This is a genomic window from Kitasatospora sp. NPDC004615, from assembly GCF_042873545.1.
Lineage (GTDB): Bacteria > Actinomycetota > Actinomycetes > Streptomycetales > Streptomycetaceae > Kitasatospora.
Map to the genome: position 1 here is coordinate 602,388 of NZ_JBIALQ010000003.1, position 25,384 is coordinate 627,771.

General features: G+C 72.3%; 28 protein-coding genes. 11 read left to right on the forward strand and 17 right to left on the reverse strand.

Annotated features, from left to right (window positions below):
* Positions 1–63: 63 nt before the first annotated feature.
* The 6 genes from efeB to ACFYS8_RS14095 form a co-directional block, all read right to left on the reverse strand.
* Positions 64–1,278, reverse strand: coding sequence for an iron uptake transporter deferrochelatase/peroxidase subunit (gene efeB / locus ACFYS8_RS14070; RefSeq protein WP_387640321.1), 1,215 nt, complete (start codon positions 1,276–1,278; stop codon positions 64–66).
* Positions 1,275–3,647: a FixH family protein gene (locus ACFYS8_RS14075; RefSeq protein WP_387640324.1), complete on the reverse strand. Its 2,373-nt coding sequence runs from the start codon at positions 3,645–3,647 to the stop codon at positions 1,275–1,277. The genes efeB and ACFYS8_RS14075 overlap by 4 nt, the downstream gene beginning before the upstream one ends.
* A gap of 10 nt (positions 3,648–3,657) precedes the next feature.
* A complete protein-coding gene (locus ACFYS8_RS14080) occupies positions 3,658–4,143 on the reverse strand; it encodes a copper chaperone PCu(A)C (RefSeq protein ID WP_387640327.1) in 486 nt (161 codons plus the stop codon).
* Positions 4,140–4,823: an SCO family protein gene (locus tag ACFYS8_RS14085; RefSeq protein ID WP_387640329.1), complete on the reverse strand. Its 684-nt coding sequence runs from the start codon at positions 4,821–4,823 to the stop codon at positions 4,140–4,142. Before ACFYS8_RS14085 ends, ACFYS8_RS14080 begins: the two co-directional genes overlap by 4 nt.
* Before the next feature lie 160 nt (positions 4,824–4,983).
* On the reverse strand, positions 4,984–5,706 hold the full coding sequence (locus ACFYS8_RS14090; protein ID WP_387640332.1) for a YcnI family protein: 723 nt from the start codon (positions 5,704–5,706) through the stop codon (positions 4,984–4,986).
* 147 nt (positions 5,707–5,853) lie between these two features.
* Entirely contained in the window at positions 5,854–6,678 is an 825-nt protein-coding gene (locus tag ACFYS8_RS14095; RefSeq protein ID WP_387640334.1) for a hypothetical protein, read from the reverse strand.
* Positions 6,679–6,908: 230 nt separating this feature from the next.
* Between ACFYS8_RS14095 and ACFYS8_RS14100 the strand changes: the two genes are divergently transcribed.
* From ACFYS8_RS14100 to ACFYS8_RS14110, 3 genes are all read left to right on the forward strand, one after another.
* Positions 6,909–7,553, forward strand: a complete 645-nt coding sequence (locus ACFYS8_RS14100) for an ATP-binding protein (RefSeq protein ID WP_387640336.1) — start codon at positions 6,909–6,911, stop codon at positions 7,551–7,553.
* A 160-nt stretch (positions 7,554–7,713) separates the two neighbouring features.
* Positions 7,714–8,103, forward strand: coding sequence for a YciI family protein (locus ACFYS8_RS14105; RefSeq protein WP_387640727.1), 390 nt, complete (start codon positions 7,714–7,716; stop codon positions 8,101–8,103).
* Positions 8,104–8,152: 49 nt separating this feature from the next.
* Positions 8,153–8,386, forward strand: a complete 234-nt coding sequence (locus ACFYS8_RS14110; protein WP_387640339.1) for a hypothetical protein — start codon at positions 8,153–8,155, stop codon at positions 8,384–8,386.
* A gap of 73 nt (positions 8,387–8,459) precedes the next feature.
* Here ACFYS8_RS14110 and ACFYS8_RS14115 read toward each other — a convergent pair whose 3' ends face one another.
* Positions 8,460–8,702, reverse strand: a complete 243-nt coding sequence (locus ACFYS8_RS14115) for a DUF5302 domain-containing protein (protein ID WP_387640342.1) — start codon at positions 8,700–8,702, stop codon at positions 8,460–8,462.
* A gap of 87 nt (positions 8,703–8,789) precedes the next feature.
* Positions 8,790–8,924: a hypothetical protein gene (locus ACFYS8_RS14120; protein WP_387640344.1), complete on the reverse strand. Its 135-nt coding sequence runs from the start codon at positions 8,922–8,924 to the stop codon at positions 8,790–8,792.
* A 136-nt stretch (positions 8,925–9,060) separates the two neighbouring features.
* Here ACFYS8_RS14120 and ACFYS8_RS14125 point away from each other — a divergent pair, with 136 nt between their 5' ends.
* The gene (locus ACFYS8_RS14125; protein WP_387640347.1) at positions 9,061–9,882 is read left to right on the forward strand and encodes an integrase; all 822 of its coding nucleotides are present in this window, start codon (positions 9,061–9,063) and stop codon (positions 9,880–9,882) included.
* 61 nt (positions 9,883–9,943) lie between these two features.
* Here the strand turns inward: ACFYS8_RS14125 and ACFYS8_RS14130 are convergent, their stop codons facing one another.
* A complete protein-coding gene (locus tag ACFYS8_RS14130) occupies positions 9,944–10,489 on the reverse strand; it encodes a 1,4-alpha-glucan branching protein (protein WP_387640350.1) in 546 nt (181 codons plus the stop codon).
* A 238-nt stretch (positions 10,490–10,727) separates the two neighbouring features.
* On the opposite strand from ACFYS8_RS14130, the gene ACFYS8_RS14135 reads away from it, so the two are divergent.
* Positions 10,728–11,207: a ricin-type beta-trefoil lectin domain protein gene (locus tag ACFYS8_RS14135; protein ID WP_387640353.1), complete on the forward strand. Its 480-nt coding sequence runs from the start codon at positions 10,728–10,730 to the stop codon at positions 11,205–11,207.
* Between the two features lie 148 nt (positions 11,208–11,355).
* Here the strand turns inward: ACFYS8_RS14135 and ACFYS8_RS14140 are convergent, their stop codons facing one another.
* Together ACFYS8_RS14140 and ACFYS8_RS14145 are read right to left on the reverse strand one after the other, a co-directional pair.
* Positions 11,356–12,315, reverse strand: a complete 960-nt coding sequence (locus ACFYS8_RS14140; RefSeq protein ID WP_387640356.1) for a pirin family protein — start codon at positions 12,313–12,315, stop codon at positions 11,356–11,358.
* Between the two features lie 124 nt (positions 12,316–12,439).
* Positions 12,440–12,928, reverse strand: coding sequence for an SseB family protein (locus ACFYS8_RS14145; protein WP_387640359.1), 489 nt, complete (start codon positions 12,926–12,928; stop codon positions 12,440–12,442).
* 211 nt (positions 12,929–13,139) lie between these two features.
* Here ACFYS8_RS14145 and ACFYS8_RS14150 point away from each other — a divergent pair, with 211 nt between their 5' ends.
* Entirely contained in the window at positions 13,140–14,969 is a 1,830-nt protein-coding gene (locus ACFYS8_RS14150; RefSeq protein ID WP_387640362.1) for an acyl-CoA dehydrogenase, read from the forward strand.
* 215 nt (positions 14,970–15,184) lie between these two features.
* Positions 15,185–16,486 (forward strand): M18 family aminopeptidase, encoded by a 1,302-nt coding sequence (locus ACFYS8_RS14155; RefSeq protein WP_387640365.1) that lies wholly within the window; start codon positions 15,185–15,187, stop codon positions 16,484–16,486.
* Positions 16,487–16,640: 154 nt separating this feature from the next.
* On the opposite strand, the gene ACFYS8_RS14160 is transcribed toward ACFYS8_RS14155, so the two are convergent.
* Both ACFYS8_RS14160 and ACFYS8_RS14165 read right to left on the reverse strand, forming a co-directional pair.
* Positions 16,641–18,461, reverse strand: a complete 1,821-nt coding sequence (locus ACFYS8_RS14160; RefSeq protein ID WP_387640366.1) for an NHL domain-containing thioredoxin family protein — start codon at positions 18,459–18,461, stop codon at positions 16,641–16,643.
* Between the two features lie 47 nt (positions 18,462–18,508).
* Positions 18,509–19,510 carry a Fic family protein gene (locus ACFYS8_RS14165; RefSeq protein ID WP_387640368.1) on the reverse strand — a complete coding sequence of 334 codons (1,002 nt, stop codon included), beginning with the start codon at positions 19,508–19,510 and terminating at the stop codon, positions 18,509–18,511.
* A 167-nt stretch (positions 19,511–19,677) separates the two neighbouring features.
* On the opposite strand from ACFYS8_RS14165, the gene ACFYS8_RS14170 reads away from it, so the two are divergent.
* Entirely contained in the window at positions 19,678–20,067 is a 390-nt protein-coding gene (locus tag ACFYS8_RS14170; RefSeq protein ID WP_387640369.1) for a twitching motility protein PilT, read from the forward strand.
* A gap of 62 nt (positions 20,068–20,129) precedes the next feature.
* Here the strand turns inward: ACFYS8_RS14170 and ACFYS8_RS14175 are convergent, their stop codons facing one another.
* From ACFYS8_RS14175 to ACFYS8_RS14185, 3 genes are all read right to left on the reverse strand, one after another.
* A complete protein-coding gene (locus ACFYS8_RS14175) occupies positions 20,130–20,969 on the reverse strand; it encodes a hypothetical protein (RefSeq protein ID WP_387640372.1) in 840 nt (279 codons plus the stop codon).
* Positions 20,970–21,173: 204 nt separating this feature from the next.
* The gene (locus tag ACFYS8_RS14180; protein ID WP_387640375.1) at positions 21,174–22,010 is read right to left on the reverse strand and encodes a hypothetical protein; all 837 of its coding nucleotides are present in this window, start codon (positions 22,008–22,010) and stop codon (positions 21,174–21,176) included.
* A 104-nt stretch (positions 22,011–22,114) separates the two neighbouring features.
* Positions 22,115–22,771, reverse strand: coding sequence for a phosphotransferase (locus ACFYS8_RS14185; RefSeq protein ID WP_387640377.1), 657 nt, complete (start codon positions 22,769–22,771; stop codon positions 22,115–22,117).
* Between the two features lie 134 nt (positions 22,772–22,905).
* Between ACFYS8_RS14185 and ACFYS8_RS14190 the strand changes: the two genes are divergently transcribed.
* The 3 genes from ACFYS8_RS14190 (at position 22,906) to ACFYS8_RS14200 (ending at position 24,767) form a co-directional block, all read left to right on the forward strand.
* Complete coding sequence (locus tag ACFYS8_RS14190; RefSeq protein WP_387640379.1) at positions 22,906–23,694, forward strand: aminoglycoside 3'-phosphotransferase; 789 nt, start codon at positions 22,906–22,908, stop codon at positions 23,692–23,694.
* Positions 23,695–23,760: 66 nt separating this feature from the next.
* Complete coding sequence (locus ACFYS8_RS14195) at positions 23,761–24,252, forward strand: LURP-one-related/scramblase family protein (RefSeq protein ID WP_387640381.1); 492 nt, start codon at positions 23,761–23,763, stop codon at positions 24,250–24,252.
* 92 nt (positions 24,253–24,344) lie between these two features.
* Positions 24,345–24,767: a DUF350 domain-containing protein gene (locus ACFYS8_RS14200; RefSeq protein ID WP_387640383.1), complete on the forward strand. Its 423-nt coding sequence runs from the start codon at positions 24,345–24,347 to the stop codon at positions 24,765–24,767.
* Positions 24,768–24,774: 7 nt separating this feature from the next.
* Here the strand turns inward: ACFYS8_RS14200 and ACFYS8_RS14205 are convergent, their stop codons facing one another.
* Positions 24,775–25,368: a GNAT family N-acetyltransferase gene (locus tag ACFYS8_RS14205; RefSeq protein WP_387640386.1), complete on the reverse strand. Its 594-nt coding sequence runs from the start codon at positions 25,366–25,368 to the stop codon at positions 24,775–24,777.
* Positions 25,369–25,384 lie beyond the last annotated feature (16 nt).

Below are 25,384 nucleotides of genomic sequence, written 5' to 3' on the forward strand. Positions count from 1 at the left end.
CCCCGCCGTGCCGCCGTCCGACGGCCGGGCAGCCGGGCCGAACGGCCGTGCGACGGTGCGCGGTCAGCCCTCCAGCAGCGGCTGCCCCACGTATCCGCCCTCCGGCGCGCCCGGCGGCACCGCGAACAGCGCGCCCGCCTCGTGCCGCAGGAACCGCGACAGGCCGTCGCCGCGCGCCAGCCGCTGCTGCACCGGGACGAAGCCGCGCGCCGGATCGGCCTGGAACGCGGCGAACAGCAGACCCGCGTCGGGCGAGCCGTCGGCCAGCAGACCGTCGTGGAACGAGAACCCGCGGCGCAGCATCGCCGCCCCGCCGTTGGAGTCGGGCGCCGCCACCCGGACGTGTGCGTCCGGGGCGATCGCCAGGGTGCCGTCCGGGGCGGTCGCCGCCAGGTCGACGGGGGTGCGCTCGTCGGCGTCCGGGCCGCCCGACAGCGGGGCGCCGTCGCTCTTGCGGCGTCCCACCAGGCGTTCCTGACGGTCCGTCGGCAGCGACTCCCAGTCGTCCAGCAGCATTCGGATCCGGCGCAGCACCACGTAGCTGCCGCCGGCCATCCAGTCGGGGCCGGTGGCGAACACCTTCGCGGCGAAGTCGGCGTCCTGCGGGCTCGGGTTGTTGGTGCCGTCGACCTGGCCCATCAGGTTGCGGCCGGTCATCGGGCGCGCGGTCGCACCCGGCGTGCGGCCGAAGCCCGACATCTGCCAGCGCGGCACGGCCACCCCCGTGGCCAGCCGGCGCAGCACCCGCAGCGCGTGCACCGCGACCAGCGCGTCGTCCGCGCCGATCTGCACCCACAGGTCGCCGTCGGAGCGTGCCGGGTCGAGCGCGTCGCCGGGGAACGCGGGCAGCGCGGCCAGCGCGGGCGGGCGACGGTCGGCCAGGCCCAGCTTGTCGAACAGGCTCGCGCCGAAGCCGAAGGTGACGGTCAGCGCGTTCGGGCCCGCGTCCAGCGCGATCCCGCTTCCGCCGTCCCCGCCCGGCTCGCCGACGGCCATCCGGGCCGCGGCCGCCGACCAGTCCCGCAGCAGGCCCGCCGCCCGGTCCCGCCCGGCCCCGGCCGCCAGGTCGAACGCCACCCACTCCACCCGGGCCTGCCCGGGCTCCACGATGCCGCCCTGCCTGGGGCCGTGGAACGCCACCCGGGCGCTCCCCGGCAGCGTCTTCTTCTCCCGCGCCGACGCTCGCCCGCCCCACGCCCCGCCGACGGCGCCCACGGCCAGCCCCGCCCCGGCCCCACCGAGCACGGCCCGCCGGGAGAGTCCCGCTATCTCCGTCACTGGCCCACCTTCAGCTGCTGGGTGGCCGTCACCTGGTCGATGTCGGACGACCGGATGGTCACCGAAACCACCCACTGCCCGGCCAGCGGCAACTGCGCGGTCCCGCTCCACGCACCCGTGCCCTCGGCCTGGAGCGTGACGGGCAGCGGACCGAGGTCCCGGTCGGGAAGCGTGAACGCCAACTGCAACTCGGGAACCTCGACCGGCTGCCCCGCGCCGTTGGTCAGCTTGAGCGTGACCGCATTCGGCCCCGTCCCGACCGGGTTGACGGTGACGGTGGCCGTGCCCTTGGCGTTCGGAGTGCGGCCGCCGGTGTCGTACGGCAGCTTCAACTCCTGCGTCTTGCCGGGCACCGCGGACGCCCCCGCCACCGGAGCGCCCCCACCCGCCCCGGGCTGCGCGGCAATCGCCTGCGCGACCCGCCCGGGCGGCGAGTTGGTGAGCATCGTGGTGACCACCAGAACCAGCGCGGCGACGCTCGTCTCGACCACCACACTGCGCCGCAGCCCCGCCCGCACCGGCGAACCCTCGGCCGCACGCCGCCGGTGCGCCTTCGCCAGCACCGCCTGCTGGCGGGCGAGCTGCGCGGCGCGCTCGGCGTCGGTGTCGTCGGTGGCGGCCTGCGTCTCTCCGGGGGTGGGGGCTCCGGCGGTCGTGTTCGGGGCTGCGTGGGTCGTGTCCGGGGCTGCGTGGGTCGAGATGGTCTGCGCGGAGATAGTCTCTGCAGGGATGAACTCGGGCGCCTGATCGCTTGTGATCGCGCCCGAATCAATTTCGGTCACGCCCGAGATGGTCTGCGCGGAGATAGTCTCCGCAGGGATGAACTCGGAGCCCTGATCACTTGTGATCACATCGGACACGATCTGCGCGGAGACAGCCTCCGCGGGCGCGGTCCCGCCGTCGGCGGCACCCGACGCCGCAGCCCTCTCGTCCGCACCGCGCAGCCGCGCCGTCCAGGAACGCGAGATCCAGGCGACGCCGAGCATCGACGCCACGCAGCCGACCTTGATCAGCAGCAGCCGCCCGTACTCGGTGTCCACCAGCGCGCCCCAGCTGCCCAGGCCGCGCCAGGACTGGTAGACGCCGGTGCCGGCCAGTACCGCGACCAGCCAGAACGCCAGCTTGGAGAAGCGTTCGACGGCGGTGGCGGGAAGGCCGTGGCGCAGGCCGGTGACGAGTACGGCGAGGCCGCCGAGCCAGCCGGCCATGGCGAGCAGGTGCAGCGAGGCGAGCGGCAGGGCCAGCGGGACCTGGATGCCGACCGAGGAGTGGTCGGCGCCGACCCAGGTCGCTGACAGTGCGATGGCCAGGGCGAGCCCGGCCAGTCCCAGCGCGAGCCGGGTGTCGCGTTGGGGGCGCTCGGAGGCGGCCCGCTCCAGCTGGCGCAGCTCCGCCTCCTCCGCGTCATCGTCCTCGTTCGGCGCGGAGCCCGTTACGGAGCCCGTTGCGGAGCCCGTTGCGGAGCCCGTTACGGAGCCCGGCGTGGAGTCCGGCAGGGATCCCGGCGCGGGCGCGGGCGCCGGCGGCTTCGGCTGGAGGCCGAGTTGGCCGACCAGCAGCGAGAGGAAGACACCGGCGGCGGCGAGCAGCAGCAGGCGGGCGGCGAGTGCGGTGCCGATCCGCTCGTCCAGGGTGGCGCGGACCAGCGACAGGTCGAAGGCCTGGCCGAGGCCGGTGCCGCGTTCGTAGGGGCCGCGCAGCATCAGCACGGCGACGGTGGACAGCAGCAGCGCGACCCAGCCGCTCATCAGCAGCCGCTGCACGCCGCGCACGGCCGCGCCGGCGGGCCAGATCAGGATCACGAACGCGGCGGCGCCGGCCAGCAGTGCGAACGCGCCGTAGGCGACGGTGCGGGCGGTGCCGTAGGCGAAGCCCACCGCGCCGTCGGCCTTGGCGCCCTGGACGGCGGCGGCGTTCACAGTGGTGTCGGAGGCCGCGCCGATGGAGAAAGTGAACGCACCGCCGATCGGGTGGGAGTCCTCCGAGACGGCCCGCCACGCCACCGTGTAGGTGCCGTTGCCGAGCCCCTGGCGGAGCGTCACCCGGGCGGTGGCGGCCTTGCCGTCCACATGGTCGGGCTTGCCGTCGTCGACGGCGGTGCCCTTCGGGTCGAGCACCCGCACCGAGTCCGCGGACAGCGACACGCCTTCGCTGAAGCGCAGCGTGACCGCGGCGGGCGCGGTTGGGACCACCGAGCCCTGCGCCGGGTCGGTGCTCTCCAGGGTGGCGTGCGCGGACGCCGTCGTCGCCCCGCCGAGCACCAGGGCGAGTGCCGCCACCAGCACCGCCAGCAGGGCGCCCAGCCGCCGCCGTTTCGCCACCGTGATCACCTGTGCGCCTCTTCTCGTCACCGTGCCGTCTGCTGCCATCGCCGGGACCCTAACTTCCCGGACGGTACGTCAGTGGCTTCACCGGAATCTTGACCACGACGGTGCCCGCCTTGGCGAACTCCAGGTCCAGTTCCAGTTCGTCGCCGAGGGCCGGCTGCTTCGCCCAGTCCATGATCATCAGGTGGGTGCCGCCGCGGGCCAGGTCCAGGGTGCCGTGCGCGGGCACCGTCAGCTCGCCGACCTCCTCCATGGTCTTCTCGGTGGAGCGGTGCATGGTCACCGATCCGGCGCTCGGGCTGGTCACCTTCACCAGCCGGTCCGCACCGCCGTCGTTGCGCACCGTCAGGTAGCCCGCGCCCATCCCGCCGGGGGTGGCCGGCAGCGGTATGTACGGATCGGCCACCGACAGCTGCGGCGGCGCGGCGGAGGCGCCGTCGGAGCCCGAGGACTGGCAGGCCACCACCACGGTGCCTGCGGCCAGGGCGGTCGCCAGGCCGGCCCCGATCAGCGCGGTGCGGCGGAACGCGCGGCTCACACCGCCACCCCCTTGGCGAGCAGCTCCAGGTCGTGCCGGTAGGTGTCCACCGAGGTGCCGGCCATGTACAGCAGGTGCGCCTTGTCGTCGGTCGGCAGGAACGCCAGCACCTGCGCGCCGTGCGTGGAGGTCACCGAGCCGTTCGCGGCCACCACCGGGTCCTCGACCATGATGCCGAGCGGCTTGGCGGCGGCCTTCACCTGCGCCAGGTCGCCGGTCAGCCCGATGAAGTCCTTGCCCATCGAGTCCAGCCAGGTCCGCAGCACCTGCGGGGTGTCGCGCTGCGGGTCGGTGGAGACGAACACGATGTCGATCTTCTGCCGCTCCTCCGGCGTCAGCTTGGACATCGCCACCCCGATGTCGCCCATGGTGGTCGGGCAGACGTCCGGGCAGCTGGTGTAGCCGAAGAACAGCAGCACGGTCCGCCCGGCGGTGCGCGCCTTCAGGTCGTACGGCTGCCCGGAGGTGTCGTTCAGCACCAGGTCGGGCTTGTCGAAGTGCTTGCTGAGCGCGGTGCCCTGGTACTGGCTGGTCGAGGCCTGCTTGCTGACCTTCGCCACCCCGTTGCCCTCCCCGCCGCCCGAGGAGGACGAGGAACAGGCGGACAGCGCGAGCGAGGCGCCGAGGACGAGGGCGGCGGCCGTCAGGAGCCGGGGGCGGGTGCTGCGGAGGGGTGCCAAGGGACTTTCCGTTCCGTGCAGGTGGGCCGTGCAGGTGGGCGGTGCGGGAGAGCGGTGCAGGTGGGCGGTGCGGGAGAGCGGTGCGGGAAGGCGTGCAAGAGGCGGTGCGGAAGGGCGAGGACCGGGCGGGGCCGCGGGGTGCGGCCCCGCCCGGCGGGGGTCAGTTCGCGGAGCGGCGGCGCAGCCCGGCCACGCCGAGCGCCGCGCCGATCACGCCGACCACGATGCCGACCACGCCCAGGGTGCGGGCGGTGGAGTCGGAGGACTTCGCGGCGGGGGCGGCGTCCTGCTTCGTGGTGGTGTCCGTCGAGTGGTGGTCGCCGGCCGCGGCGGCCTTGGTCAGGCTGAGCACGGGGGCGGGCTTGGCCGGCTCCGGCTGCCCGTCCTTGCTGTCCTCGATCCAGCGGACCACGTCGCCGTTGTCGTAGGTCTGGAGCGCCTTGAAGGTCAGCTTGTCAGTGTCGGTGGGCAGCGCGCCCAGCGAGACGTTGAACTCCTGGTACTGCCCGGGGGCGATCTTGGTGCCCGCGTCGGCGGTCCAGGTGATCTTGGAGACGGCCTCGGTGATCTGCTGGCCGTGCGAGTCCAGCGGCTTGTCGAGCTTCGACTTCTCCAGGCTGGCCGTCCACCCCGGCAGCGGCTGGGTGCGCACCGACGCCATCGGGTGGTCCAGCGGCAGGTTGATCTCCAGCTTCACGGTGGAAGCGGTGTCGCTCTCGTTCGGCACCCGGAACGCCACGGCCGTGTACCCGCCCTGCTGGGCGCTGCCCGGCTGGACGGACACGTGCGCGGAGGCGGGAACGGCGGACGCCAGCAGGGCACCGGCCGCCACCACGAGCGCGCCGACGGAACGACGGGCGGTACGGGAGGAAAGCGAACGCATCAGGGGACTCCTGGGGAGGAAGAGGCCACGCGACAATGCGCGGGCCACGTGGGGACAACGGGAAGAGGGGACCCGACCGCCCCGCTCACGAAGCGGGCACGGCGGCAGGCAGCGATGCGCGCCCGAACCCCGGCCTCCCGGCCCGGCTCAGCGCGCGAACGCCACCGCGGGCGGTCCCCTGCGCAGCACGCAGTGCCGCAGTGCCGCCGCCACTGGCAGCCGCCAGTCCTCCGGCCGTCCACTCCGCCGTGCCCGCACCGGGCGCGGCCCGTCCAGCAGCAGCGCCACCAGCAGCGCCACCGCCGTCCGCAGCGGCGCCGCCCACTCGCGGGCGGTCAGCGCCACCGTCCGCATCAGCCGCCACAGCGCGGCCTCGCCGCGCCGCAGCCACCAGCCCGCGACCACCGCCGCCGCCAGGTGGGCCAGCACCATGCCGGGCGTCAGCCCCAGCCAGCCCGCCGCGTGCGGCATAGCCGTCGCGTACGCCTGCGGGTCCAGGCCCGCGGCGCTCACCACCTGGTCCGCCGTGGTGGTCGCCGGGACGACCGTCAGGCCGTCGCCGGGGGTGTCGTTGCACAGCAGCCGGCCCGCCACGGACGCCAGGGCGTCGGGCCCGCCGTTTCCGGCCATCGACGCGTGCGGCATCGCCATGCCACCGACCAGGCCGTCGCCGAACCGGTGGAACAGCAGGTGCAGACCCAGTTGTCCGGCGCCCAGCGCCGCCGCGATCGCCCCCAGCGAGCGCTCCCGCCCGCCGAGCAGCGCCGCCGCCGCGCACACCGCGGCGAAGCCCGCCGCCAGCGTGTCCGGCGCCACCGCACCGCCCGCCCGGGCGTGCCCGAAGGCCGCCACCAGCGTGCACACCAGCGCGAACGGCACCGCGCGCAGCACCCGCAGATCCCAGGCAGCCGTTGAGACCCGTGCCGCGGGCAGGGCGGAGCCCCGGCGGGCGGCGGCGGTCGGGTCAGTCATGGCCGAGCCATCATCTCACCGCCTACAGCCGCTCCCGGGGCAGGCCCCGGAACCCGCCGGGAATGGCGCGAACCCGACCGGCGCACGCACCCGCCCACGCGCCGATCGGCACACCCGGCAGGGGCAGTCCATCCGCCGAACGGGCGGTACCGGCGAGTGCGGACGGTTCGCCGCGCGCCGTCGAGGAGATAGCTAGTTGTATGTGGAGCCGCAGCCAGGAGGGATCTCCCGTGGACATCTGGTGGACTCTGCACCTCAAGCGCGACCCGGCCAGCGTGCCGCTCGCCCGCCGCATCCTGCTCGGCGCCATGGACTCCGCCGGAGTCGACCCGCAGGACGCCTTCGACCTCGGCCTCGCCCTCACCGAGGCCTGCGCCAACGCGGTCGAACACGCCGGGCCCGGCCACTTCGGGGACACCTTCCAGGTCACCGCCGCGCTCAGCGGCGACCGCCTGCGGATCGAGGTCGCCAACACCGGCCAGTCCCCGGTCGCACCCACCGCCTCCCGCCCGGGCCCGCGCCGCCGTCCCGCCGCCGAACGCTCGTCCACCGAACGGCCCGCCGACCGCCCCGCGCCGCGCTGCCGCACCCGCCGGGGCCGCGCCTCCGTCCCCGCCCGGGTACTGGCCACCCGCAGCCCCGCCGCCGACCGGCCCGCCGCCCCCTACGACACCCACGTGCTGCCCGCGCTGCGCCCCGCCCTGCCGGCCACCGACCCCGGCGTGCTGCCCGACCTGACCGCCGAGTCCGGCCGCGGCCTGTTCCTCATCCACGCCCTCGCGGACCACGTCCAGCTCCGCACCCACCCGCAGCGCGGCGCCACCGTCAGCTTCGACAAGATCCTCAGCGCCCCGCTGCTGCGCACCGCTTCCTGACGGCCCACCGGCCGTTCTCCTCACCCTCTTCGCCCGAAACCCGCCGGTCAGTGGCTCGGGGCTCCCTGGGACGCGGTGTCGAGAACCGGGCCGCGGCTCCGTCTCCGGGACGATGGGACGAGACCGCCCGCACCGAGAGGAGCCGTCCGCCGTGACGCACATGCTGCAGATGCACTTCAGCCAGTCGGACACCGATGTTCCGCCGATCCCCTCCTGGGACCCGGCGGCGACCGCCGCCCACATCGCCTTCATGCGCCGCTCGGTCGCCGAGCTCACCGCCAGCGGCGAACTCGTCGAGGCCCAGGGCCTGGCGATGCCCGACACCGCGCGGATCGTCCGGGCCGGCGACGGCGGGCCGTCCGTCGCCGAGGGGCCGTTCCCGGCGGACAAGGAGTTCCTGTTCGGCTGGTGGATCGTCGACTGCGCGAGCGACGCCCGGGTGCTGGAGATCGCCGCCGCGCTGTCTGCCGCGCCGGGCCACGACGGCAAGCCGATGAACATGCCGATCGAGGTCCGCGAGGTGTTCTCGGAGCCCCCGGCGCAGCCCTGACCGGTCGCGCGAATTGCCGGGTATGTCCGGTCGGCGGACGATGGTGATCATGATGCATCAGATGCGCGCCGAGACCGGCACCGGCGGCGCCACGGACTCCGTGGTCAGCTGGCACATCGTCCGCAACGCGGACCTCACCGCCCTGTGCGGCAAGACGCTCGACGCCGCCGCCCCCGTCCAGGACGCCACCCGCTGGACCCTCGACCCCGACCACAACTGCCACACCTGCGGGGCGCTGTTCCTCCGCGAGACGCCGTACTTTCCGGACGAACACACCGACTGATCCGCCGGATGAGACGCCGAACGGCCGGCCCCGGGTGCGGGGCCGGCCGTTCCTACTGGGGTCCGACGGGCGCTCAGCCGCCGCTCTTGCGGCGGAAGGTGCGCTTGCCGCCGGCCGCGCCGGTGGTGCCGTGGATCTTCGAGTCGCCGCCGGGGCCGCCGCCGGCGCCCCGGCTGTTGCCGCCCTTGCGCTGCAGCGCGGCCAGGAACTTGGCCTTCTGGTCGTCCTGGACGGGTGCCTCGGCGGCGGTGTCGGCGGTGGCGTCGGTGGTGGCCTCCGGCGCGGGCTCGGCTGCCGGGGCGGTGTCGCTGCTCATTTCGGGACCTCCTGGACGGGAGTGGGGTGTGCTGCAGCACACCCTCCCATGCCGACCGGGGCCGCTGTCGGCCGACACCGGGGTCGGTCAGTCCCGGTGTGCCCTGCCGAGGTGGTGGGGCTGCCGCTCGTCGCGGTACTGCAGGCCGCCCATCATGAACAGCAGGGCGAGGGTCGGGAAGCCGAACGAGGCGATCACCAGTACGAAGAACTGCCAGACCATGGGACTCTCCTGTCACGAAGCCTCGGCGAGTTGCCATATTTCGCCCAATTATGTCCGAATCGCTGTGCGGGAGGCCGAACGGAAGGGTCGAACAGCCCCTGTTCGAACGACGGGTGGCCGACGCAGACTGAGAAGCATGCGGGTACAGCTGGCAGTCGACGCGCGCCGCCCGGACCGGGCCTGCGAGGACTTCGTGGTGGCCACCCCGGAGGTTCTGGTGCTGCTGGACGGCTCCAGCGCCCCGGACACCCTGGACTCCGGCTGCGGCCACGGCATCCCCTGGTACGTGCGCCGCCTCGGCGCGCACCTGGTCGCCCGGCTCACCGGCCACCCCGACCGGGACATCGCCGACTGCCTGTCCGACGCCATCGCCGACACCGCCGCCCTGCACGGCGACAGCTGCGACCTGGCCAACCCCAACACGCCCGCCGCGATGGTGGTCGCCGCCCGGCTGCGCGGCGACGCGCTGGAGTACCTGGCGCTCGGCGACTCCCTGCTGGTGCTGCACCCCAAGGCCGGCCCGCCCCGGGTGATCGGCGACAACCAGCGCTTCCACGGCGGCGAGGAACTGCGCCGCCAGGTCTGGTCGACCGTCCCCGGCACCGCCGAACGCGCCGAGCTCTACCTGCGGTACGCGATCGCCGTCCGCGCCGCGCGCAACAGCGGCCACGGGCCGTGGATCGCCGCCGCCACCCCGCAGGCCGCCCAGCACGCCGAGACCGGCGTGGTCGGCCGCGCCGACCTGCACGGGGTGGCCGCCCTGTCGGACGGCGCCGCCCGCTTCACCGAGCGCCTGGGGCTGGGCAGTTGGGCCGACGCCGTCCGACTGCTCGCCGAGGCCGGCCCCGCCGAACTGATCGCCCAGGTCCGTACCGCGGAGCGCACCGACGCCGACTGCGTCCGCTGGCCCCGCGGCAAGGCCCACGACGACGCGGCCGCGCTCTACGCCCGGCTCTGACGTCCGGGGCCCGTCCGGTCGGTCTCGCCGGGCGCGCCGAGACCGACCGGACAGACCCGGGTCAGCGACCGGCCGTCAGGTACACCGCGCGGGCCGCCGACCCGTCCGGCGCGGTGTATCCGGCGACCACCTCGCCCGGCGCGGGCTCTCCGGTGGGCCGCAGCTCCCGGCGCAGCGTCACCGCCACCTCGCCGTCGACGGCCGCGACCGTCACCGTGTCGTCCACCGCGTCGCTCTCGCTCTGCTTCTGCGGTACCGCCCGTCCGTGCAGCAGTTCGGTCAACTGGGCGCGGACCACCGGGTCCTGCTCGCCGTCGTAGAACCAGCGGGTGCCGAGTACGCCGTGTTCGGCGGTCCCGATCAGCGCGCCCTCGGGCGCCCCGTCCAGCGGCGCGCCCCGGTAGGCCATCGGCACCAGGTAGGAGGCCTGACCGTCCGTCACCACCATCAGCTCGATGCCGACCTCGCCCGCCGGGTCGTCCAGCCGGAATCCGCCGGCCCGCTCCAGCGCGCCGCCGCCGGGGCGGTACCAGTCCTGCTTCGGCAGCCAGTCGGCCAGCAGGTCCAACTTGCCCGGGTTCATGGTGGTCTGATGGATCGTCGCCATTGCCGTTCCTCCCTCTCGCGCGGTGTCCTTGCGGGGCCCAGCCTACGAATCGCGCCCCGCGGGCAGTGAATTCGCCGGACTGCTCCGGTGCTGCCCATTCGGATGAATGCGGCGCGCACTGCCGCTGGTTCGTGGTCGCCCGGTGCTAGAGATTGCCCTGCGCTCGGGACTGGGCCGAGAAAGCACCTCATGGCCGCAGGGGAATCGTGCGGCCTTGCGCACAGAACGGAAACGTCTCATGGCCCTCGCTTTCCGCAAGACGCTCGCCATTGCCACGATGGGGCTGGCCGCCTCCCTCCTGCCGACCGGCGGCGCCGGAGCGGCCGACACCAGCCACGCGACCACGCGCACCCCCGGCACCTACTGCCTCGCCAACGCCTGGAACACCCCGAACGTCGGCACCAAGCCGTGCGACGTCAACGACCAGGGTCAGCACTGGACCGTCACGGGCGAACAGATCTCCCTCACCAATGCGCGCGCCTACTGTCTCGCCGACAAGTGGGGCGCCCCGGACGTCTCCACCAAGCCGTGCGCCTCGGGCGACCCGGGCCAGTACTGGACCATCGCGGGCCAGCAGATCTCGCTCACCCTCGCCCCCGGCTACTGCCTCGCCAACGCCTGGGGAACCCCGAACATCTCCACCAAGCCGTGCGACGTCAACGACAAGGGCCAGCACTGGGTGGTCTTCGGCGACCAGATCAGCCTCGCTCTGGCCTGACCTGTCGGCACAGCTTTCCGGACAGACCCAACACGCCGTCCCGCCGGGGCAGTTGCCCATCGGCGGGACGCGGAAAACCCGCGTGCCCCGTCCGAGGACGGGGCACGCGGGTTTTCGGGCTTGTGGGTGCTTCAGGGGTGAGGAGTTGTCAGTTCTCGTCGGCGGGGATGGTGCCGAGGCGGCCGGCCTGGAAGTCCTCCATGGCCTGCTGGAGTTCGCGGTGGCTGTTCATCACGAACGGGCCGTAGTGGGCGACGGGCTCGCGGATCGGCAGGCCGCCGAGGAGGACGACCTCGAAGTTGTTGTCGCGGGAGTCCTGCTTCTCGTCGGCGCGCAGGGTGATCGAGTCGCCGTCGCCGAAGACGACGGCCTGGCCCCGGTGGAAGGGGCGGTGCTCGGTGCCGGCCGAGCCGTTGCCGGCGAGGCCGTAGGCGAGGGCGTTGAAGTCGGCGCGCCAGGGCAGGGTGATCTGGGCACCGGGGCTGATCGAGGCGTGGATCATGGTGATCGGGGTGAAGGTGGTGCCCGGGCCGGTGTGGCCGTCCAGCTCACCGGCGATGACGCGCAGGAGCGCGCCGCCGTCCTCGGTGCTGAGCAGCTTGACGCTGCCGCCGCGGATGTCCTGGTACTTCGGGGTGATCATCTTGTCCGAGGCGGGCAGGTTCACCCAGAGCTGGAGGCCGTGGAAGAGGCCGCCGGACTTCACCAGGGACTCCGGCGGGGTCTCGATGTGCAGGAGACCGGAGCCGGCGGTCATCCACTGGGTGTCGCCGTCGGTGATGGTGCCGCCGCCGCCGTGCGAGTCCCGGTGGATGAACGTTCCGTCGATGATGTAGGTGACCGTCTCGAAGCCGCGGTGCGGGTGCCAGGGGGTTCCCTTCGGCTCACCGGCCGCGTAGTCCACCTCGCCCATCTGGTCCATCATGATGAACGGGTCGAGGAACTTGGTGTTGATCTTGGCGAAGGCGCGGCGGACGGGGAAGCCCTCGCCCTCGTAGCCCTCGGGGGCGGTGGCCACGGTGAGGACCGGCCGGGCGGTGCTGTGCACCGGGTCGGGCGTGGTCACGCGCGGCAGGGTCAGCGGGTTCTCGACGGTCACGGCGGGCATGTCGGCCTCCTTCGGCGGGTCTGTGGCCTACGTCCACCACAGTAGTTCAACTCTCAACCACTCGCAAGGTTGAACGTTGAACTATGTGGCCCTATTCCGGGCCGGAGAGGGTCGGGAGGAGGGGTCAGCCGTACATCCGGCGCATGGTGAAGTCGACCATCTGCTCGACCGCGCGGGCGTCGAACACCATCCGGTGCTCGCCCTCCATGTCCAGGGCGAAGCCGTAGCCGGTGGGCAGCAGGTCGAGCACCTCGGCGCCGGTCACCGAGAAGTACTTGGAGTCCTTGCCGGCGTACCGCTTCAGCTCCTTGAGCGAGCTGAACATCGGGATCACCGGCGTCGGGGTGTTGTGCAGCGCCAGGAAGCCGGGGCGGTCGCCGCGCGGGCAGTACACCTTCGAGGTGATGAAGATGGCCTGGAAGTCCTCCACCGGCATCGCCCCCGTGGTGAAGGCGCGCACCGCGTCCGCCAGCGAGGGCGGCGAGGGCTCGGGGTAGAGCGACTGCTGGGCGGCCTGCGGGTCGCCGTATCCGGCGCCCGGCATGCCGGACATCCCCTGCTGCATCTGCTGCTGGTAGGGGTCCTGGTAGGCGTTCTGCTCGTAGCCGTACACGGGGCAAGGCTATCGGGCCGGGCCCCGCTTGGGGGCGGGTGATCCGCACAATCCGGCGGTGGGCCGCATTGTGGGACGTGACCACGTTCATAGGTGCTTCACGGTGGAGGGGTTGAACAAGTTACCGCTGGGTAGCATCATGGGGCGTACTGGTGGGTAAGCGGTGCGCCGTAAGCGGCTCGCCCGTGGAAGACGAACCGGAGATACGGTCATGGGTCACTACAAGTCCAACCTGCGGGACGTGGAGTTCAACCTCTTCGAGGTGTTCGGCCGCGACCAGGTGTACGGCACCGGTCCGTTCGCCGACATGGACGTCGACACCGCGAAGAACATCCTCAGCGAGATCTCCCGGCTGGCCGAGAACGACCTCGCCGCTTCCTTCACCGACACCGACCGCACCCCGCCGGTGTTCGACCCGGCGACCAACACCGCTCCGATCCCGGAGACCTTCAAGAAGAGCTACCAGGCCTTCATGGACTCCGAGTGGTGGCGCCTGGGCATCCCGGAGGGCATCGGCGGCCAGGTCACCCCGTCGTCCCTGGTGTGGGCCTACGCGGAGCAGATCCTCGGCTCCAACCCGGCGATCTGGATGTACTCCTCCGGCCCGGCCTTCGCCGGCGTCGTCTACGACGAGGGCACCGAGGAGCAGCAGAAGGTCGCCCAGCGCATGATCGACGGCCTGTGGGGCGCCACCATGGTGCTGACCGAGCCCGACGCGGGCTCCGACGTGGGCGCCGGCCGCACCAAGGCGATCAAGCAGGAGGACGGCTCCTGGCACATCGAGGGCGTCAAGCGCTTCATCACCTCGGGCGAGCACGACATGTCCGAGAACATCATCCACCTGGTGCTGGCCCGCCCCGAGGGCGGCAAGCCGGGCACCAAGGGCCTCGGCCTGTACATCGTGCCGAAGTACGACTTCGACTGGGAGACCGGCGAGCTCGGCGAGCGCAACGGTGCCTACGCGACCAACGTCGAGCACAAGATGGGTCTCAAGGCGTCCAACACCTGCGAGATGACCTTCGGCGCCAAGCACCCGGCCAAGGGCTGGCTGCTCGGCGAGACCGTCGACGGCATCCGCCAGATGTTCAAGATCATCGAGTTCGCCCGGATGATGGTCGGCACGAAGGCCATCGCCACCCTGTCCACCGGCTACCTGAACGCGCTGGAGTACGCCAAGGAGCGCGTGCAGGGCGCCGACATCTCGCAGTTCATGGACAAGACCGCGCCGCGCGTCACCATCACCAACCACCCGGACGTGCGCCGCTCGCTGCTCACCCAGAAGGCGTACGCCGAGGGCATGCGCGCCCTGGTCCTCTACACCGCCTCGGTGCAGGACGACATGCTGGCCGCCCGCCTGCGCGGCGAGCACGACGCCGCCGCCGAGCGCCTGAACGACCTGCTGCTGCCGATCGTCAAGGGCTACGGCTCGGAGAAGTCCTACGAGCAGCTCGCCCAGTCCCTGCAGACCTTCGGTGGCTCCGGCTACCTGCAGGAGTACCCGATCGAGCAGTACATCCGGGACGCCAAGATCGACACCCTGTACGAGGGCACCACCGCCATCCAGGGCCAGGACTTCTTCTTCCGGAAGATCGTCAAGGACGGCGGCCAGGCGCTGACCGCGGTCAACGAGCAGATCCAGAAGTTCCTCGCCTCGAACGAGGGCGGCGCCGACCTGGCCGCCGAGCGCGACCTGCTCGCCAAGTCCGCCGGCGACCTGGAGGCCATCGTCGGCAAGCTGATCGCCGACCTGACGGCCGTCGAGCAGGACGTCAAGAACATGTACAAGGTGGGCCAGAACACCACCCGCCTGCTGATGGTCTCCGGCGACGTCGTGGTCGGCTGGCTGCTGCTGCGTCAGGCCGCCGTCGCGCTCTCCAAGCTGGAGGCCGGCGCCTCCGAGAAGGACGTCCCCTTCTACCAGGGCAAGATCGCCGCGGCGAAGCACTTCGCCCGCACCGTGCTGCCGACCACCGCCGCGCAGCGCCAGATCGCCGAGGCCATCGACAACGAGCTGATGGACCTCGCCGAAGAGGCGTTCTGATCGAGCGTCGGCCGGCCGCTCACCCGACCGCCTGACCCACCCTCACGCCGCGGGGCCCGGTTCACCACCGGGCCCCGCGGTGTTGTGTCGCGCCATGCTCACTGTTGTGTCACCGTTGCGGACTTCACACGGTCCTGTCCGTGTACGGGCATATGCTCAGGGGGCGGGCCTGTTAACCCCCATCAGGCCCGGCCCGCCCTCAACCCAGGAGCAACATGTCGACCGCCGCCCGCACGGCCCACTTCGACCGGAAGCACACGGACGACCTGATCGCCTTCCTCGCCGCCTCCCCCTCCCCGTACCACGCGGTGCAGAGCGCGGTCGAGCGGCTGGAGCGGGTCGGCTTCCGCGAGGTCCGTGAGACGGACGCGTGGGACGGCGACAGCGGCGGCCGCTACCTGGTGCGCGGCGGCGCCCTCATCGCCTGGTACGTGCCCGAAGGGGCCGGCCCCGCCACCCCCTACCGGGTGGTCGGCACCCACACCGACTCGCCGAACCTGCGGGTCAAGCCCATCCCCGACACCGGCTCGGCCGGCTGGCGGCAGATCGCCGTCGAGATCTACGGCGGAGTCCCCCTCAACACCTGGCTCGACCGCGACCTCGGCCTCTCCGGCCGGCTCGTCCTGCGCGACGGCACCACCCGCCTGGTCCACCTCGACGAGCCGCTGCTGCGCGTCCCGCAGCTCGCCATCCACCTCGACCGCGGCGTCAACGACGGCCTCAAGCTCGACCGCCAGCGCCACCTGACGCCGATCTGGGGACTCGGCGACACCACCGAGGGCGCGCTGCTCGAGTACGTCGCCGAGAAGGCCGGCCTCGACGCCGCCGACATCACCGGCTGGGACCTGATGGCCCACGACGTCCAGCCGCCGTCCTACCTCGGCCGCGACCGCGAACTGCTGGCCGGCCCGCGCCTCGACAACCAGCTCTCCGTGCACGCCGCCACCGCCGCGCTCGCCGCCGTTGCCGCGTCCGGCGCCGACCTGCCCTGCATCCCGGTGCTCGCCGCGTTCGACCACGAGGAGACCGGCAGCGAGTCCGACACCGGCGCGCAGAGCCCGCTGCTCGGCAACGTGCTGGAGCGCTCCTGCTACGCCCGTGGCGGCACCGCCGAGGACCGCGCCCGCGCGCTGGCCGGCACCATCTGCCTGTCCTCCGACATGGGGCACGCCGTCCACCCCAACTACAGCGAGCGCCACGAGCCCGGCCACCACCCGCTGCCCAACGGCGGCCCCATCCTCAAGGTCAACGTCAACAACCGGTACGCCACCGACGGCGTCGGCCGGGCCGTGTTCGCCGCCGCCTGCGAGAAGGCCGGCGTCCCGTGGCAGACCTTCGTCTCCAACAACGCGATGCCCTGCGGCACCACCATCGGCCCGATCACCGCCGCCCGCCTCGGCATCACGACGGTCGACTGCGGCATCGCGGCGCTGTCCATGCACTCCGCGCGCGAGCTGTGCGGCGCGGAGGACCCGCACTACCTGGCGGGGGCCATCAAGGCGTTCCTCGAGGGCTGAGCCGGCGCGCGAGGGACGCACAACAGGGACGCGTGGGGGCACCTCCAGCCCCCCTTGGGGCTGGGGGAGAACTGCGCGAGGCGGAAGACGACCAGCTGATCGTCTCTCAATCTCGCGCAGCCCCACCTGCGGTGGCCGTACCGGACGGGTGCGCTCAGTCCATGCCCGCCAGAACGAGCGGCAGCCGCGTCGCGCCGCCCGGCACCACCTTCACCGGCACGCCCCAGTCCTGCTGGTGGACGTGGCAGGCCGGGTACTCGATCGACGGGTCGTCATCGCAGGACGCGGCCATCGCGGAGACGTGCAGCACGCCCTCCGTCACGCCCTCCGCGAGCACCAGCTCGCGGGAGAGCGCGCTGTCCGCGCCCGCGCCGGCGGCGAGCAGCCCGGGCGGGGTGGAGCTGACCAGCAGCCGGGTGGACGGGCCGTAGCGCTCGTCCAGCTTCTGGCCGGTGGGCGCGGAGAACACCACGTCCAGCCGGAGCGTGCCCGGCGCGACCTCGGTGGCGGCGCGCTGCGTGCGGTGCGCGACGGCCTCCACCCGGACGGCCTCCTCGGGCAGCCGCAGCCTGGTCAGCCGGTGCCGGGCGGACTCCACCACCACGATGTCGCCGTCCACCACCACCGCGCCGGACGGCTCCCGCAGATCGGTGGCCAGCGTGGAGACCTCACCGCTCGCCGGGTCGTAGCGGCGCAGCGCGTGGTTGTACGTGTCGCTGACCGCGACCGAGCCGTCCGGGAGCACCGTGACGCCCAACGGGTGCTGGAACAGGGCCTGTTCGGCCGCCCCGTCACGGTGACCGAAGTCGAACAGGCCCGTGCCGACGGCGGTGTGCACCTCGTGCGTGCCGCGGGCGACCCAGCGCAGCGCGGAGGTCTCCGAGTCGGCGACCCACAGCCGCTCGCCGTCCGCGGAGACCGCCAGGCCGGACGGCTGGGCGAACCAGGACTGCTCGGCGGGGCCGTCGACCAGGCCCTCGTTGGTGGTGCCGGCCGCGACCGCGACCGTCCCCGCCACCGGGTCGAACGACCACAGCTGGTGCACGCCGGCCATCGCGATCCACACCCGGCCGTCGAAGAACGCGACGTCCCACGGCGAGGACAGGTCGACGGCGGTGGCCTCGCCGGAGGTCGGCGAGCCCTGCCACCACTGCTTGCCGGTGCCGGCCAGGGTGGTCACCGAGCCGTCGGCGAGCCGCACGCCGCGCAGTGCGTGGTTGACGGTGTCCGCCACCACCACGTCGTAGCCGAGACCGAGACCCTCCGGGACCAGCGCCAGGCCCTGCGGCTCGCTGAACCGCGGCGCGGCGCCGTCCACCAGTCCGCGCACCCCGTCACCGATCCGCCGCACCACCCGCTCGCCGTCCTCGGCGAGCTCCACCAGCGCGTGGTGGCCGGAGTCCGCGACCAGGTAGTGCCCGTTCGGCAGCCGCACCGCCTTCCCAGGAAACCGCAGGTCACCCGCTTGCGGCTCGGGCGCCACGTACGGCCCGTCGCCGCGCCGCAGCGTGCCCTTCGCGGCGTGCTCCGCCTCCAACTCCTCGACCAGCCGGGCGATCGCGTGCGCATGCCCCTCACCCGCGTGCTGCGCGACGACGTACCCCTCCGGGTCGATCACCACCAGCGTCGGCCAGGCCCGCACCGCGTACTGCTTCCACGTCACCAGCTCCGGATCGTCCAGCACCGGATGGTGCACCTCGTACCGCGCCACCGCGTCCACCACCGCCCGGTGGTCCGCCTCATGCACGAACTTCGGCGAATGCACCCCGACGATCACCACCGTGTCGCGGTGCTTCTCCTCCAACTCCCGGAGTTCGTCGAGGACATGGAGACAGTTGATGCAGCAGAAGGTCCAGAAGTCCGCGATCACGATCTTGCCGCGGAAGTCCGCCAGCGACAGATCCTTGCCACCTGTGTTGAGCCATCCACCGGCGCCGACCAGCTCGGGGGCGCGTACACGTGCACGAGAAGCCATGGCCACATCCAACCCCATCGGGCTGGAGGAGCAGTCCGCTCCTGCGCTCAGACGCCGTCGGACTTGGGCCTGCGTTGGTGCTTGCCGGCCTTGTAGGCGGCTACGGATTTCCGGGACGAGCGCCACACCCCGTCCGGCCCCTGTACGGCGTTGAGCCGACCTCGCTGGGCCGCCTGCCGCAGTGCGGCCAGGGAGTGCTCGGCATCGACGAGCGCCGCAAGCGGAACCAACCGTGCGGGGCCAGCCACGTTCGGCACGATGAAACGGTTGAGGTTGTCCTCTATGGCCCGGGCGATCAGCTCGCCGAGGGCTCCGTAGTCACTCGCGTCCGCGCGACGCAAGGCGGCCAGGTATGCCTCCCGCTGCCTCTTGAGGATGATGATCGGCGGATAACCCAGGCGGACGAGAACGAGGTTCATCACCAGACGTCCTGTTCGCCCGTTGCCATCGAGGAACGGATGAATGCGTTCGAACCGGTTGTGGATCCCTGCCAAGACCTCCGGGAGTGGTCGGCCCAGTTCCTCATCGCTCTCGATCTGCTTGCCGAAGGCGCAGACCTCGCCGACCCACTGCTCGACATGAGCGGGAACGAGTGGCCACTTCGGAGGCGTCATGCCCTCCGCGAACGGGTGGATGTCGTGCTCCCGGAAGTTACCGGGGCCCTCCTTGTCGGTGGCTTCCGGATGAGGTGCGACATTCCAGACCGGCGACATGGCGACATAGTGGATGTGGCGGACCTCGCCAAGCGTGATCAGCCGTCCGTCATGCCATGCGTCCGGCTCAAGGGCTTGCCCGTAGACCCAACGGGCAGCATCCGCGTAGCCCTGAACCTCGTTGTACTCCCTCAGCGGCTTGGCGCCGACAGCTCGACCCTGGTCGAGTAGCGCCTCGACTTCGCGAAGGACGAGGGTGTTGCCTTCGAGCGCAGTCGAGTGGTGTGCTTCCTGGTGCCAGATGTCGTCCCAGATCTCCTGGGCCTCCCGGGGGCTGGGCAGCCCGCCGAAGCGCTCGTTCAGCTCGGCCAGAGCCCCGCCCAGCCGCTGATACACCGTGCTACGGCTGGGCCTGCCCCTGCCTGAAGAGTTGATACATGCCTGCGATGGCTAATTGAACTTATCAACTCAGGGTGGGGCCGGTGCCCGGTCGCCTCGGTGTCACTCTGAGGGGCGATCCTTCCGCCTGCGCACTCCGGCCGGCAGCGGCAGTTGCCATGGGCGTGAGCGCTGTTGTCTACGACTCCGGGGCGTTGATCGCCGCGGAGAAGAACGACCGGGCTTTCGTGGCCCAGCACGAGGCGTTTCTCTCCGCGCGGGTCCGGCCGCTGGTGCCGGCCGGGGTGCTGGCGCAGGTGTGGAACGTGCGGCCGTCCTCGGCGGTCCTGCACCGGGTGTTGCGTGGCTGTGAAGTCCTGGCGCTGACGGAGGAACGGGCCAAGGCGGCGGCCGAGCTCTGTCGGCGGGCGGGCAGCTGGGGCGTCGTCGATGCGAGCGTTGTGCTGGCCGCTGTCGAGCATCTCGATGCGCCAATCCTGACCGACGACCCGGGAGACATCGGGCAGTTGGTCGAGGCCTCGGGGCATCCGCGCATCAAGGTGGCTCGCCCGTAGGCCGACGCCGGGAGGTTTGGACGACGGGGTCTCACCGGTTTCCCGCCGCCGTCAGCGGGCGGTTAGCCCTTGCCCCAGGTGCCGGTGGACCACAGGGCCGAACCGTTGCTGTACAGCACGAAGTTGGCGTCGTCCTGGACGGTTCCGTAGACGTCGGACGTGCCCTTGGGCGTGGCGGACCAGATGGTCTGGCCGCTGCTGTCCCGCATCCGCAGCGCGGGGTCGTTCTGCGAGTTGCTGACGACCAGGCTCGACTGCGAGCGGTTGGCGGTGTTGCTGGCCCAGATCGCGGCGCCGTCCCGCTTGCGGTAGAGCACCAGGTTGCCGTCGGCCTGGTTGACCAGCCAGACCGAGTTCGACTGGATCCACTGGCCGGCTTCGACGTTCCGGCCACTGGTGATGGAGGCCTCCGGGGTGGCGCCCCCGAAGCCGACGGCGGGCGCGAGCCCGGTACGGCTGTCCCACGGCGCGTTGCCGCCGCGCGCCGGCCACACCGTGATGTCACCCCAGTTGAGCGTCATGTGACCGCCTGGGTTGCTCCACGTCCTGCTGCTCCACAGGGCGTCGGAGCCGGCGGTGCTGCCCTGGCGGTAGACGACCAGGTTGCCGTCCTCCTGCATGTACGCGTACGCGCCCGGGTTGCCGTAGGTCCCGGTGCTCCATATCGCCGTCGACACGCGGGTACCGGTGGAGCTCTCCAAGTAGAGCACCAGGTTGCCGTCGGTCTGCATGACCAGGACGGACTCGCCGCTCTTCATGCTCTGACCCGACAGCAGCTTGTCGCCGCTGCGCAGGTCGGCGACGTCGGTCGCCGCCGAGGCGCCGGTGGCGGGCGCCATCAGGGCGATGGCGGCGGCGCCGACCAGGGCCGCGGTGGTACGTCTGAACACGTTCTTCCGCATCGGGTGGAACTCCCCCTCATTCGTGGGCCCACGGTGTGTGGGCCCACTACTTGTACACCGCGGTCGTGACGGCCGTGGCGCGAGGGTCAGTTGTTGCTCAAGTGCCGGTGCTCCACGGCGAGGTGACGTTGCCGTGGATCACGAAGTGGCCGTCGTCCCGGACGGCTCCGTGGCTGCCGGGCCGGTGGTTCGCAGGGGCGCTCGTCAGGCCCTGCCCCAGGTGCCGGTGGACCACACGGCGGTGCCGCCGTCGGCGTAGAGCACGAAGTTGCCGTCGTTCTGGACGATCCCGTAGTCGCCGTTCGTGCCCTTGACCGGGACGGACCAGGTCCGGGTGCCGTTGTCGACGCGGTAGAGGCCCAGCGCGGACCACACCGGCGATTGCGAGAGGAGCAGGCTCGACTTCGGACGGCCCCAGGTCCCGCTGGACCAGATCGGGATGCCGTCCTGCCGGCGGTAGAGGACCAGGTTGCCGTCGGGCTGGTTGACCAGCCGGACGGTGTCCGACTGGATCCAGTGGCCGGGGTCGAGGCCCTGGGCCGAGGTGATGGCGGCCTTCGGATCGCCGTGCGGGAAGTTGAAGACGGCCGGGCCCGGCCCGGTGTCGGTCCGCCAGAACGGGCCGCTCGCGGTAGGGATCGACAGGCTGCCCTCCCGCAGCATCACGATCGCGCCCGGGTTGCCCCAGGTCCCGCTGCTCCACAGGGCGTCGGACGGTTGGCTGCCGCCCTGGCGGTAGACGACGAAGTTGCCGTCCGGCTGCATGTACGCGTACGCGCCCGGGTGCCCCCAGGTGCCGCTGCTCCAGATCGCCGCGCCGTGCCCGCCGACGGACTTCTCCAGGTAGAGGACGAGGTTGCCGTCGGTCTGCATCTCCAGGATGGAGCCGATGGCCGGCTCGTAGCCCCCCGTCAGGTACTGCCCCGGCAGGAGCTTGGCGCCGCTCGGCAGATGGGGCGGTGGTATGGCGGCGGTGGTGGCGGGAGCCATCAGGGCGATGGCGGCGGCGCCGAGCAGGGCGGCGGTGGCGCGTCTGAACACGTTTCTCGGCATGCGGCGGGACCCCCCGTTGTGTGCCTGCGGTGTGCAGTCCATACGACTTATACACCGGGCTCGAACCATCGGGAAGCCGTTCGACGAAGTGCTCAACTCCCCTTTGCGCAAGCGGAGATGAGGGCGACAGCGGCATCGAGCACGGCGATCTCCGCGGCGCTCAGGGTCGGGTTGGCGGCGCGGAGGGCGCGGGCCTCGGCGAGGTGGCGCTCGGCGATCGGGGGCAGGCCGCGGAGCAGCGGGACCAGGAGGGTGCGGGCCGTGTCGGGCCGGTCGTGGAGGGCCTGGGCGAGGATGACGGCGCTCATCGCGTCGTCCAGGCCGGGTTCGCCCTCGGCGGCGGTGGACCAGTCGATGACCACCGGGCCGTGCGGGGTGAGCAGGACGTTGTCGGGGTGCAGGTCGAGGTGGAGCACCCGGTCGCCGGGCCGGGCGGCGGCGCGCGGCGGGATCTGGTGCAGCCGGCGCAGCAGTTCGGCGAGCAGTTCGCCGGCCGCGCCCGGGCTGATCGTCCCGGCGAGGAGCGAGTCCAGCATGGTGGGGCCGCCGAGGCGTTCCATGATCAGGTCCTCGGGCCGTTCGGCGGCCCACACCGCGGGCACGGGGTAGCCGTGTTCGGCGAGGTGCGCCATCATCTCGGCCTCGCCGTCGGCGGTCAGTCCGTCCCGGTAGCGGCGCAGGACCCGCCCGTCGTTCAGTGCCCAGACGTCCGCGGTGCGGCCACTCGCGATCAGTTCGCCGATTTCCATGCGAGCAGAAGCTAGCGTCCCGGGCCCGGCACGGGGAGGGGGAGCGGTGGATCGTTGCGCGTCCGCGTCCTTGATCGGACCGGGCGGCGGAAAACCGGGGGACCGGCGGTCGGCCGGTGCGCGACACTGGCCGGATGAGCGCCCGCGCACCCGAGGAAGACGTCGCCGTCCCGCCCGCCGTCGCCGAACTGGCCGGTGGCGTACCGCCGGTGGCGGTGTGGCGCAACGAGCTCGGCGGGCTGACGTTCCGGCTGGGCGACGGCCCGGGGCGGCGGTTCGCGAAGTGGGCGCCGGCCGGCAGCGGCGCGGACCTCGGCGCGGAGGCCGAACGGCTGCGCTGGGCCCGCGCGTTCACCACCGTCCCCGAGGTGCTGGACGTCGGCGGCGACGACACCGGCCGCTGGCTGCTGACGGCCGGCCTGCCCGGCCGCTCCGCCGTCGACCCGGAGCTGAAGAAGCAGCCGGCGATCGCCGTCCGCGCGATCGGCGAGGGCCTGCGCGCCTTCCACGAGGCGCTGCCGGTGGCCGACTGCCCCTACCAGTGGTCCCTCCGTGACCGGATCGACCAGGCCGTCGCCCTGCGCCGCGACCCGGCCGGCCGGCACCCGGACCTGCGCCACTACGGCACCGTGGAGCGGGCGTTGGCGGTCCTCACCGACCCGCCGCCGCCGGACGCCGAGGTGGTCTGCCACGGCGACGCCTGCGCCCCCAACACCCTCGTCGGCGACGACGGCCGCCCCACCGGCCACGTCGACCTGGGCACCCTCGGCGTGGCCGACCGCTGGGCCGACCTCGCGGTGGCGTCCTGGAGCACGGTCTGGAACTACGGCCCCGGCTGGGAACGTCCCCTGCTGGAGGCCTACGGCGTCGAACCCGACGAACAACGCCTCGCGTACTACCGCCTGCTGTGGGACCTCACGTAGCCACTGACTGGCAGCATGTCGAGGGCCGCCCGACGGCGGGCCGGCAAGCAGACGAGGAGTCGGGTCATGGGTCGGAAGTTCGTGGTCAAGGAGCGCCTGTTCGCGTTCGGCGACGACTACTGGGTCGAGGACGAGCACGGCGAGAAGTGCTTCCTGGTGGACGGCAAGGTGATGCGCATCCGCGACACCTTCGAGCTGCAGGACGCCGAGGGCAACACGGTCGCCACCATCCGGGAGAAGGTGCTGACCGTCCGCGACGCGATGAAGATCGAGAACGCCGACGGGGACGTGGTCGCCACCGTCCGCAAGAAGCTGTTCACCCCGTTCCACGACAAGTACCACGTGGAGCTGGAGAACGGCGGCGAGTGGGAGATCCACGGCGACCTGATCGACAAGGAGTACACCGTCAAGAACGACGGGCACCGGATCGGCGAGGTCTCCCGCAAGTGGTTCAGCGTCCGTGACGCGTACGGCGTGGAGGTCGAGGGCGGCGCCGACATCCCGCTGATGATCGCCGTCGCGGTCTGCCTGGACCGCCTGGTCGAGCACAACGACTGAGCCACGCCCCGGCGGCGCCGCCGGCCCCGTGCGCTATGTTGTGCCGGTCCTCGGCACGGGGTCGGCAGGCGGACAGCAGGGGGCGGAACCGGATGAGCGACATCCTTCATCAGCTGGGGTACGCGGCGGCGTACGGCGGCGTCGGCCTGGCCCTGCTGCTGCTCGGCGTCTTCCTGGTGGACGTGCTGACGCCCGGTGAGCTGCGCCGGCAGATCTGGATCGAGCGCAACCGCAACGCCGCCGTGGTGCTCAGCTCCGCGCTGCTGTCGGTCGGCGCGATCGTCTTTACCGCCGTGATCTCCACCTATCAGGAGTTCGGCAAGGGCCTGGCCGCCGCCGCCGTCTTCGGCCTGTTCGGCCTGCTGCTGATGGCGGTCTCGTTCTGGGTGCTCGACCTGGTCACGCCCGGCAGGCTCGGCGAGCTGCTGGTCGACGAGGAGCCGCACCCGGCGGTCTGGGTGACCGCCTCCACCAACCTGGCGGTCGCCGCGATCGTCTCCGCCGCCATCTACTGACGCGGCACTACCCGGCGGCCAGCCGCTCGGTCAGCCGGGCCTTCGCGGCCGGCCACTCGTCGGCCAGCATCGAGAAGAACACGGTGTCCCGCCAACTGCCGTCCACACGCTGCTTGTTGCGCCGGAACGTGCCCTCGTAGGAGGCGCCGAGCCGCCGGATCGCGTTCTGCGAGCGTTCGTTGCGGATGTCGGTGCGCCAGCTGACCCGGCCCATGCCGAGGTCCTCGAAGGCGTGCGTGAGCAGCAGCAGCTTCGCCTCGGTGTTCACCGCCGTCCGCCACGCGGAGCGCGCGTACCAGGTGCCGCCGATCTCCACCTGCTCCTCGGCCGCGCTCGCGTCGTAGTAGCAGCTCACCCCGATCGCCCGCCCGTCGGTGAGCGAGATGACCGCGTACGGCTCGCAGTGCACGTCGGCCAGCCGGGTGTCGATCACCTGGGCCATCTCCTCCAGCGTGCGCGGCAGCGGTGTCGGCACCCAGCGCCACACCTCCTCGTCCCCGCCGCCGGCGGCGAACAGGTCGGGCACGTGGGCGCGGGTCAGCGGCTCCAGCCGGATGTGGCGGCCGGTCAGGAGGACGGGTGCGGGCAGCTTCGCGGTCATGCGGCACACCGTAGAG

What these genes read in the sequence shown, in the direction of transcription:
- ACFYS8_RS14075 (WP_387640324.1), bottom strand. Translation starts at nt 3,647, where the DNA reads ATGGCAGCAGACGGCACGGTGACGAGAAGAGGCGCACAGGTGATCACG.
- ACFYS8_RS14090 (WP_387640332.1), bottom strand. Translation starts at nt 5,706, where the DNA reads ATGCGTTCGCTTTCCTCCCGTACCGCCCGTCGTTCCGTCGGCGCGCTC.
- ACFYS8_RS14095 (WP_387640334.1), bottom strand. Translation starts at nt 6,678, where the DNA reads ATGACTGACCCGACCGCCGCCGCCCGCCGGGGCTCCGCCCTGCCCGCG.
- ACFYS8_RS14105 (WP_387640727.1), top strand. Translation starts at nt 7,714, where the DNA reads ATGCTGCAGATGCACTTCAGCCAGTCGGACACCGATGTTCCGCCGATC.
- ACFYS8_RS14110 (WP_387640339.1), top strand. Translation starts at nt 8,153, where the DNA reads ATGATGCATCAGATGCGCGCCGAGACCGGCACCGGCGGCGCCACGGAC.
- ACFYS8_RS14115 (WP_387640342.1), bottom strand. Translation starts at nt 8,702, where the DNA reads ATGAGCAGCGACACCGCCCCGGCAGCCGAGCCCGCGCCGGAGGCCACC.
- ACFYS8_RS14120 (WP_387640344.1), bottom strand. Translation starts at nt 8,924, where the DNA reads ATGGTCTGGCAGTTCTTCGTACTGGTGATCGCCTCGTTCGGCTTCCCG.
- ACFYS8_RS14125 (WP_387640347.1), top strand. Translation starts at nt 9,061, where the DNA reads ATGCGGGTACAGCTGGCAGTCGACGCGCGCCGCCCGGACCGGGCCTGC.
- ACFYS8_RS14130 (WP_387640350.1), bottom strand. Translation starts at nt 10,489, where the DNA reads ATGGCGACGATCCATCAGACCACCATGAACCCGGGCAAGTTGGACCTG.
- ACFYS8_RS14135 (WP_387640353.1), top strand. Translation starts at nt 10,728, where the DNA reads ATGGCCCTCGCTTTCCGCAAGACGCTCGCCATTGCCACGATGGGGCTG.
- ACFYS8_RS14140 (WP_387640356.1), bottom strand. Translation starts at nt 12,315, where the DNA reads ATGCCCGCCGTGACCGTCGAGAACCCGCTGACCCTGCCGCGCGTGACC.
- ACFYS8_RS14150 (WP_387640362.1), top strand. Translation starts at nt 13,140, where the DNA reads ATGGGTCACTACAAGTCCAACCTGCGGGACGTGGAGTTCAACCTCTTC.
- ACFYS8_RS14155 (WP_387640365.1), top strand. Translation starts at nt 15,185, where the DNA reads ATGTCGACCGCCGCCCGCACGGCCCACTTCGACCGGAAGCACACGGAC.
- ACFYS8_RS14160 (WP_387640366.1), bottom strand. Translation starts at nt 18,461, where the DNA reads ATGGCTTCTCGTGCACGTGTACGCGCCCCCGAGCTGGTCGGCGCCGGT.
- ACFYS8_RS14175 (WP_387640372.1), bottom strand. Translation starts at nt 20,969, where the DNA reads ATGCGGAAGAACGTGTTCAGACGTACCACCGCGGCCCTGGTCGGCGCC.
- ACFYS8_RS14185 (WP_387640377.1), bottom strand. Translation starts at nt 22,771, where the DNA reads ATGGAAATCGGCGAACTGATCGCGAGTGGCCGCACCGCGGACGTCTGG.
- ACFYS8_RS14190 (WP_387640379.1), top strand. Translation starts at nt 22,906, where the DNA reads ATGAGCGCCCGCGCACCCGAGGAAGACGTCGCCGTCCCGCCCGCCGTC.
- ACFYS8_RS14195 (WP_387640381.1), top strand. Translation starts at nt 23,761, where the DNA reads ATGGGTCGGAAGTTCGTGGTCAAGGAGCGCCTGTTCGCGTTCGGCGAC.
- ACFYS8_RS14200 (WP_387640383.1), top strand. Translation starts at nt 24,345, where the DNA reads ATGAGCGACATCCTTCATCAGCTGGGGTACGCGGCGGCGTACGGCGGC.
- ACFYS8_RS14205 (WP_387640386.1), bottom strand. Translation starts at nt 25,368, where the DNA reads ATGACCGCGAAGCTGCCCGCACCCGTCCTCCTGACCGGCCGCCACATC.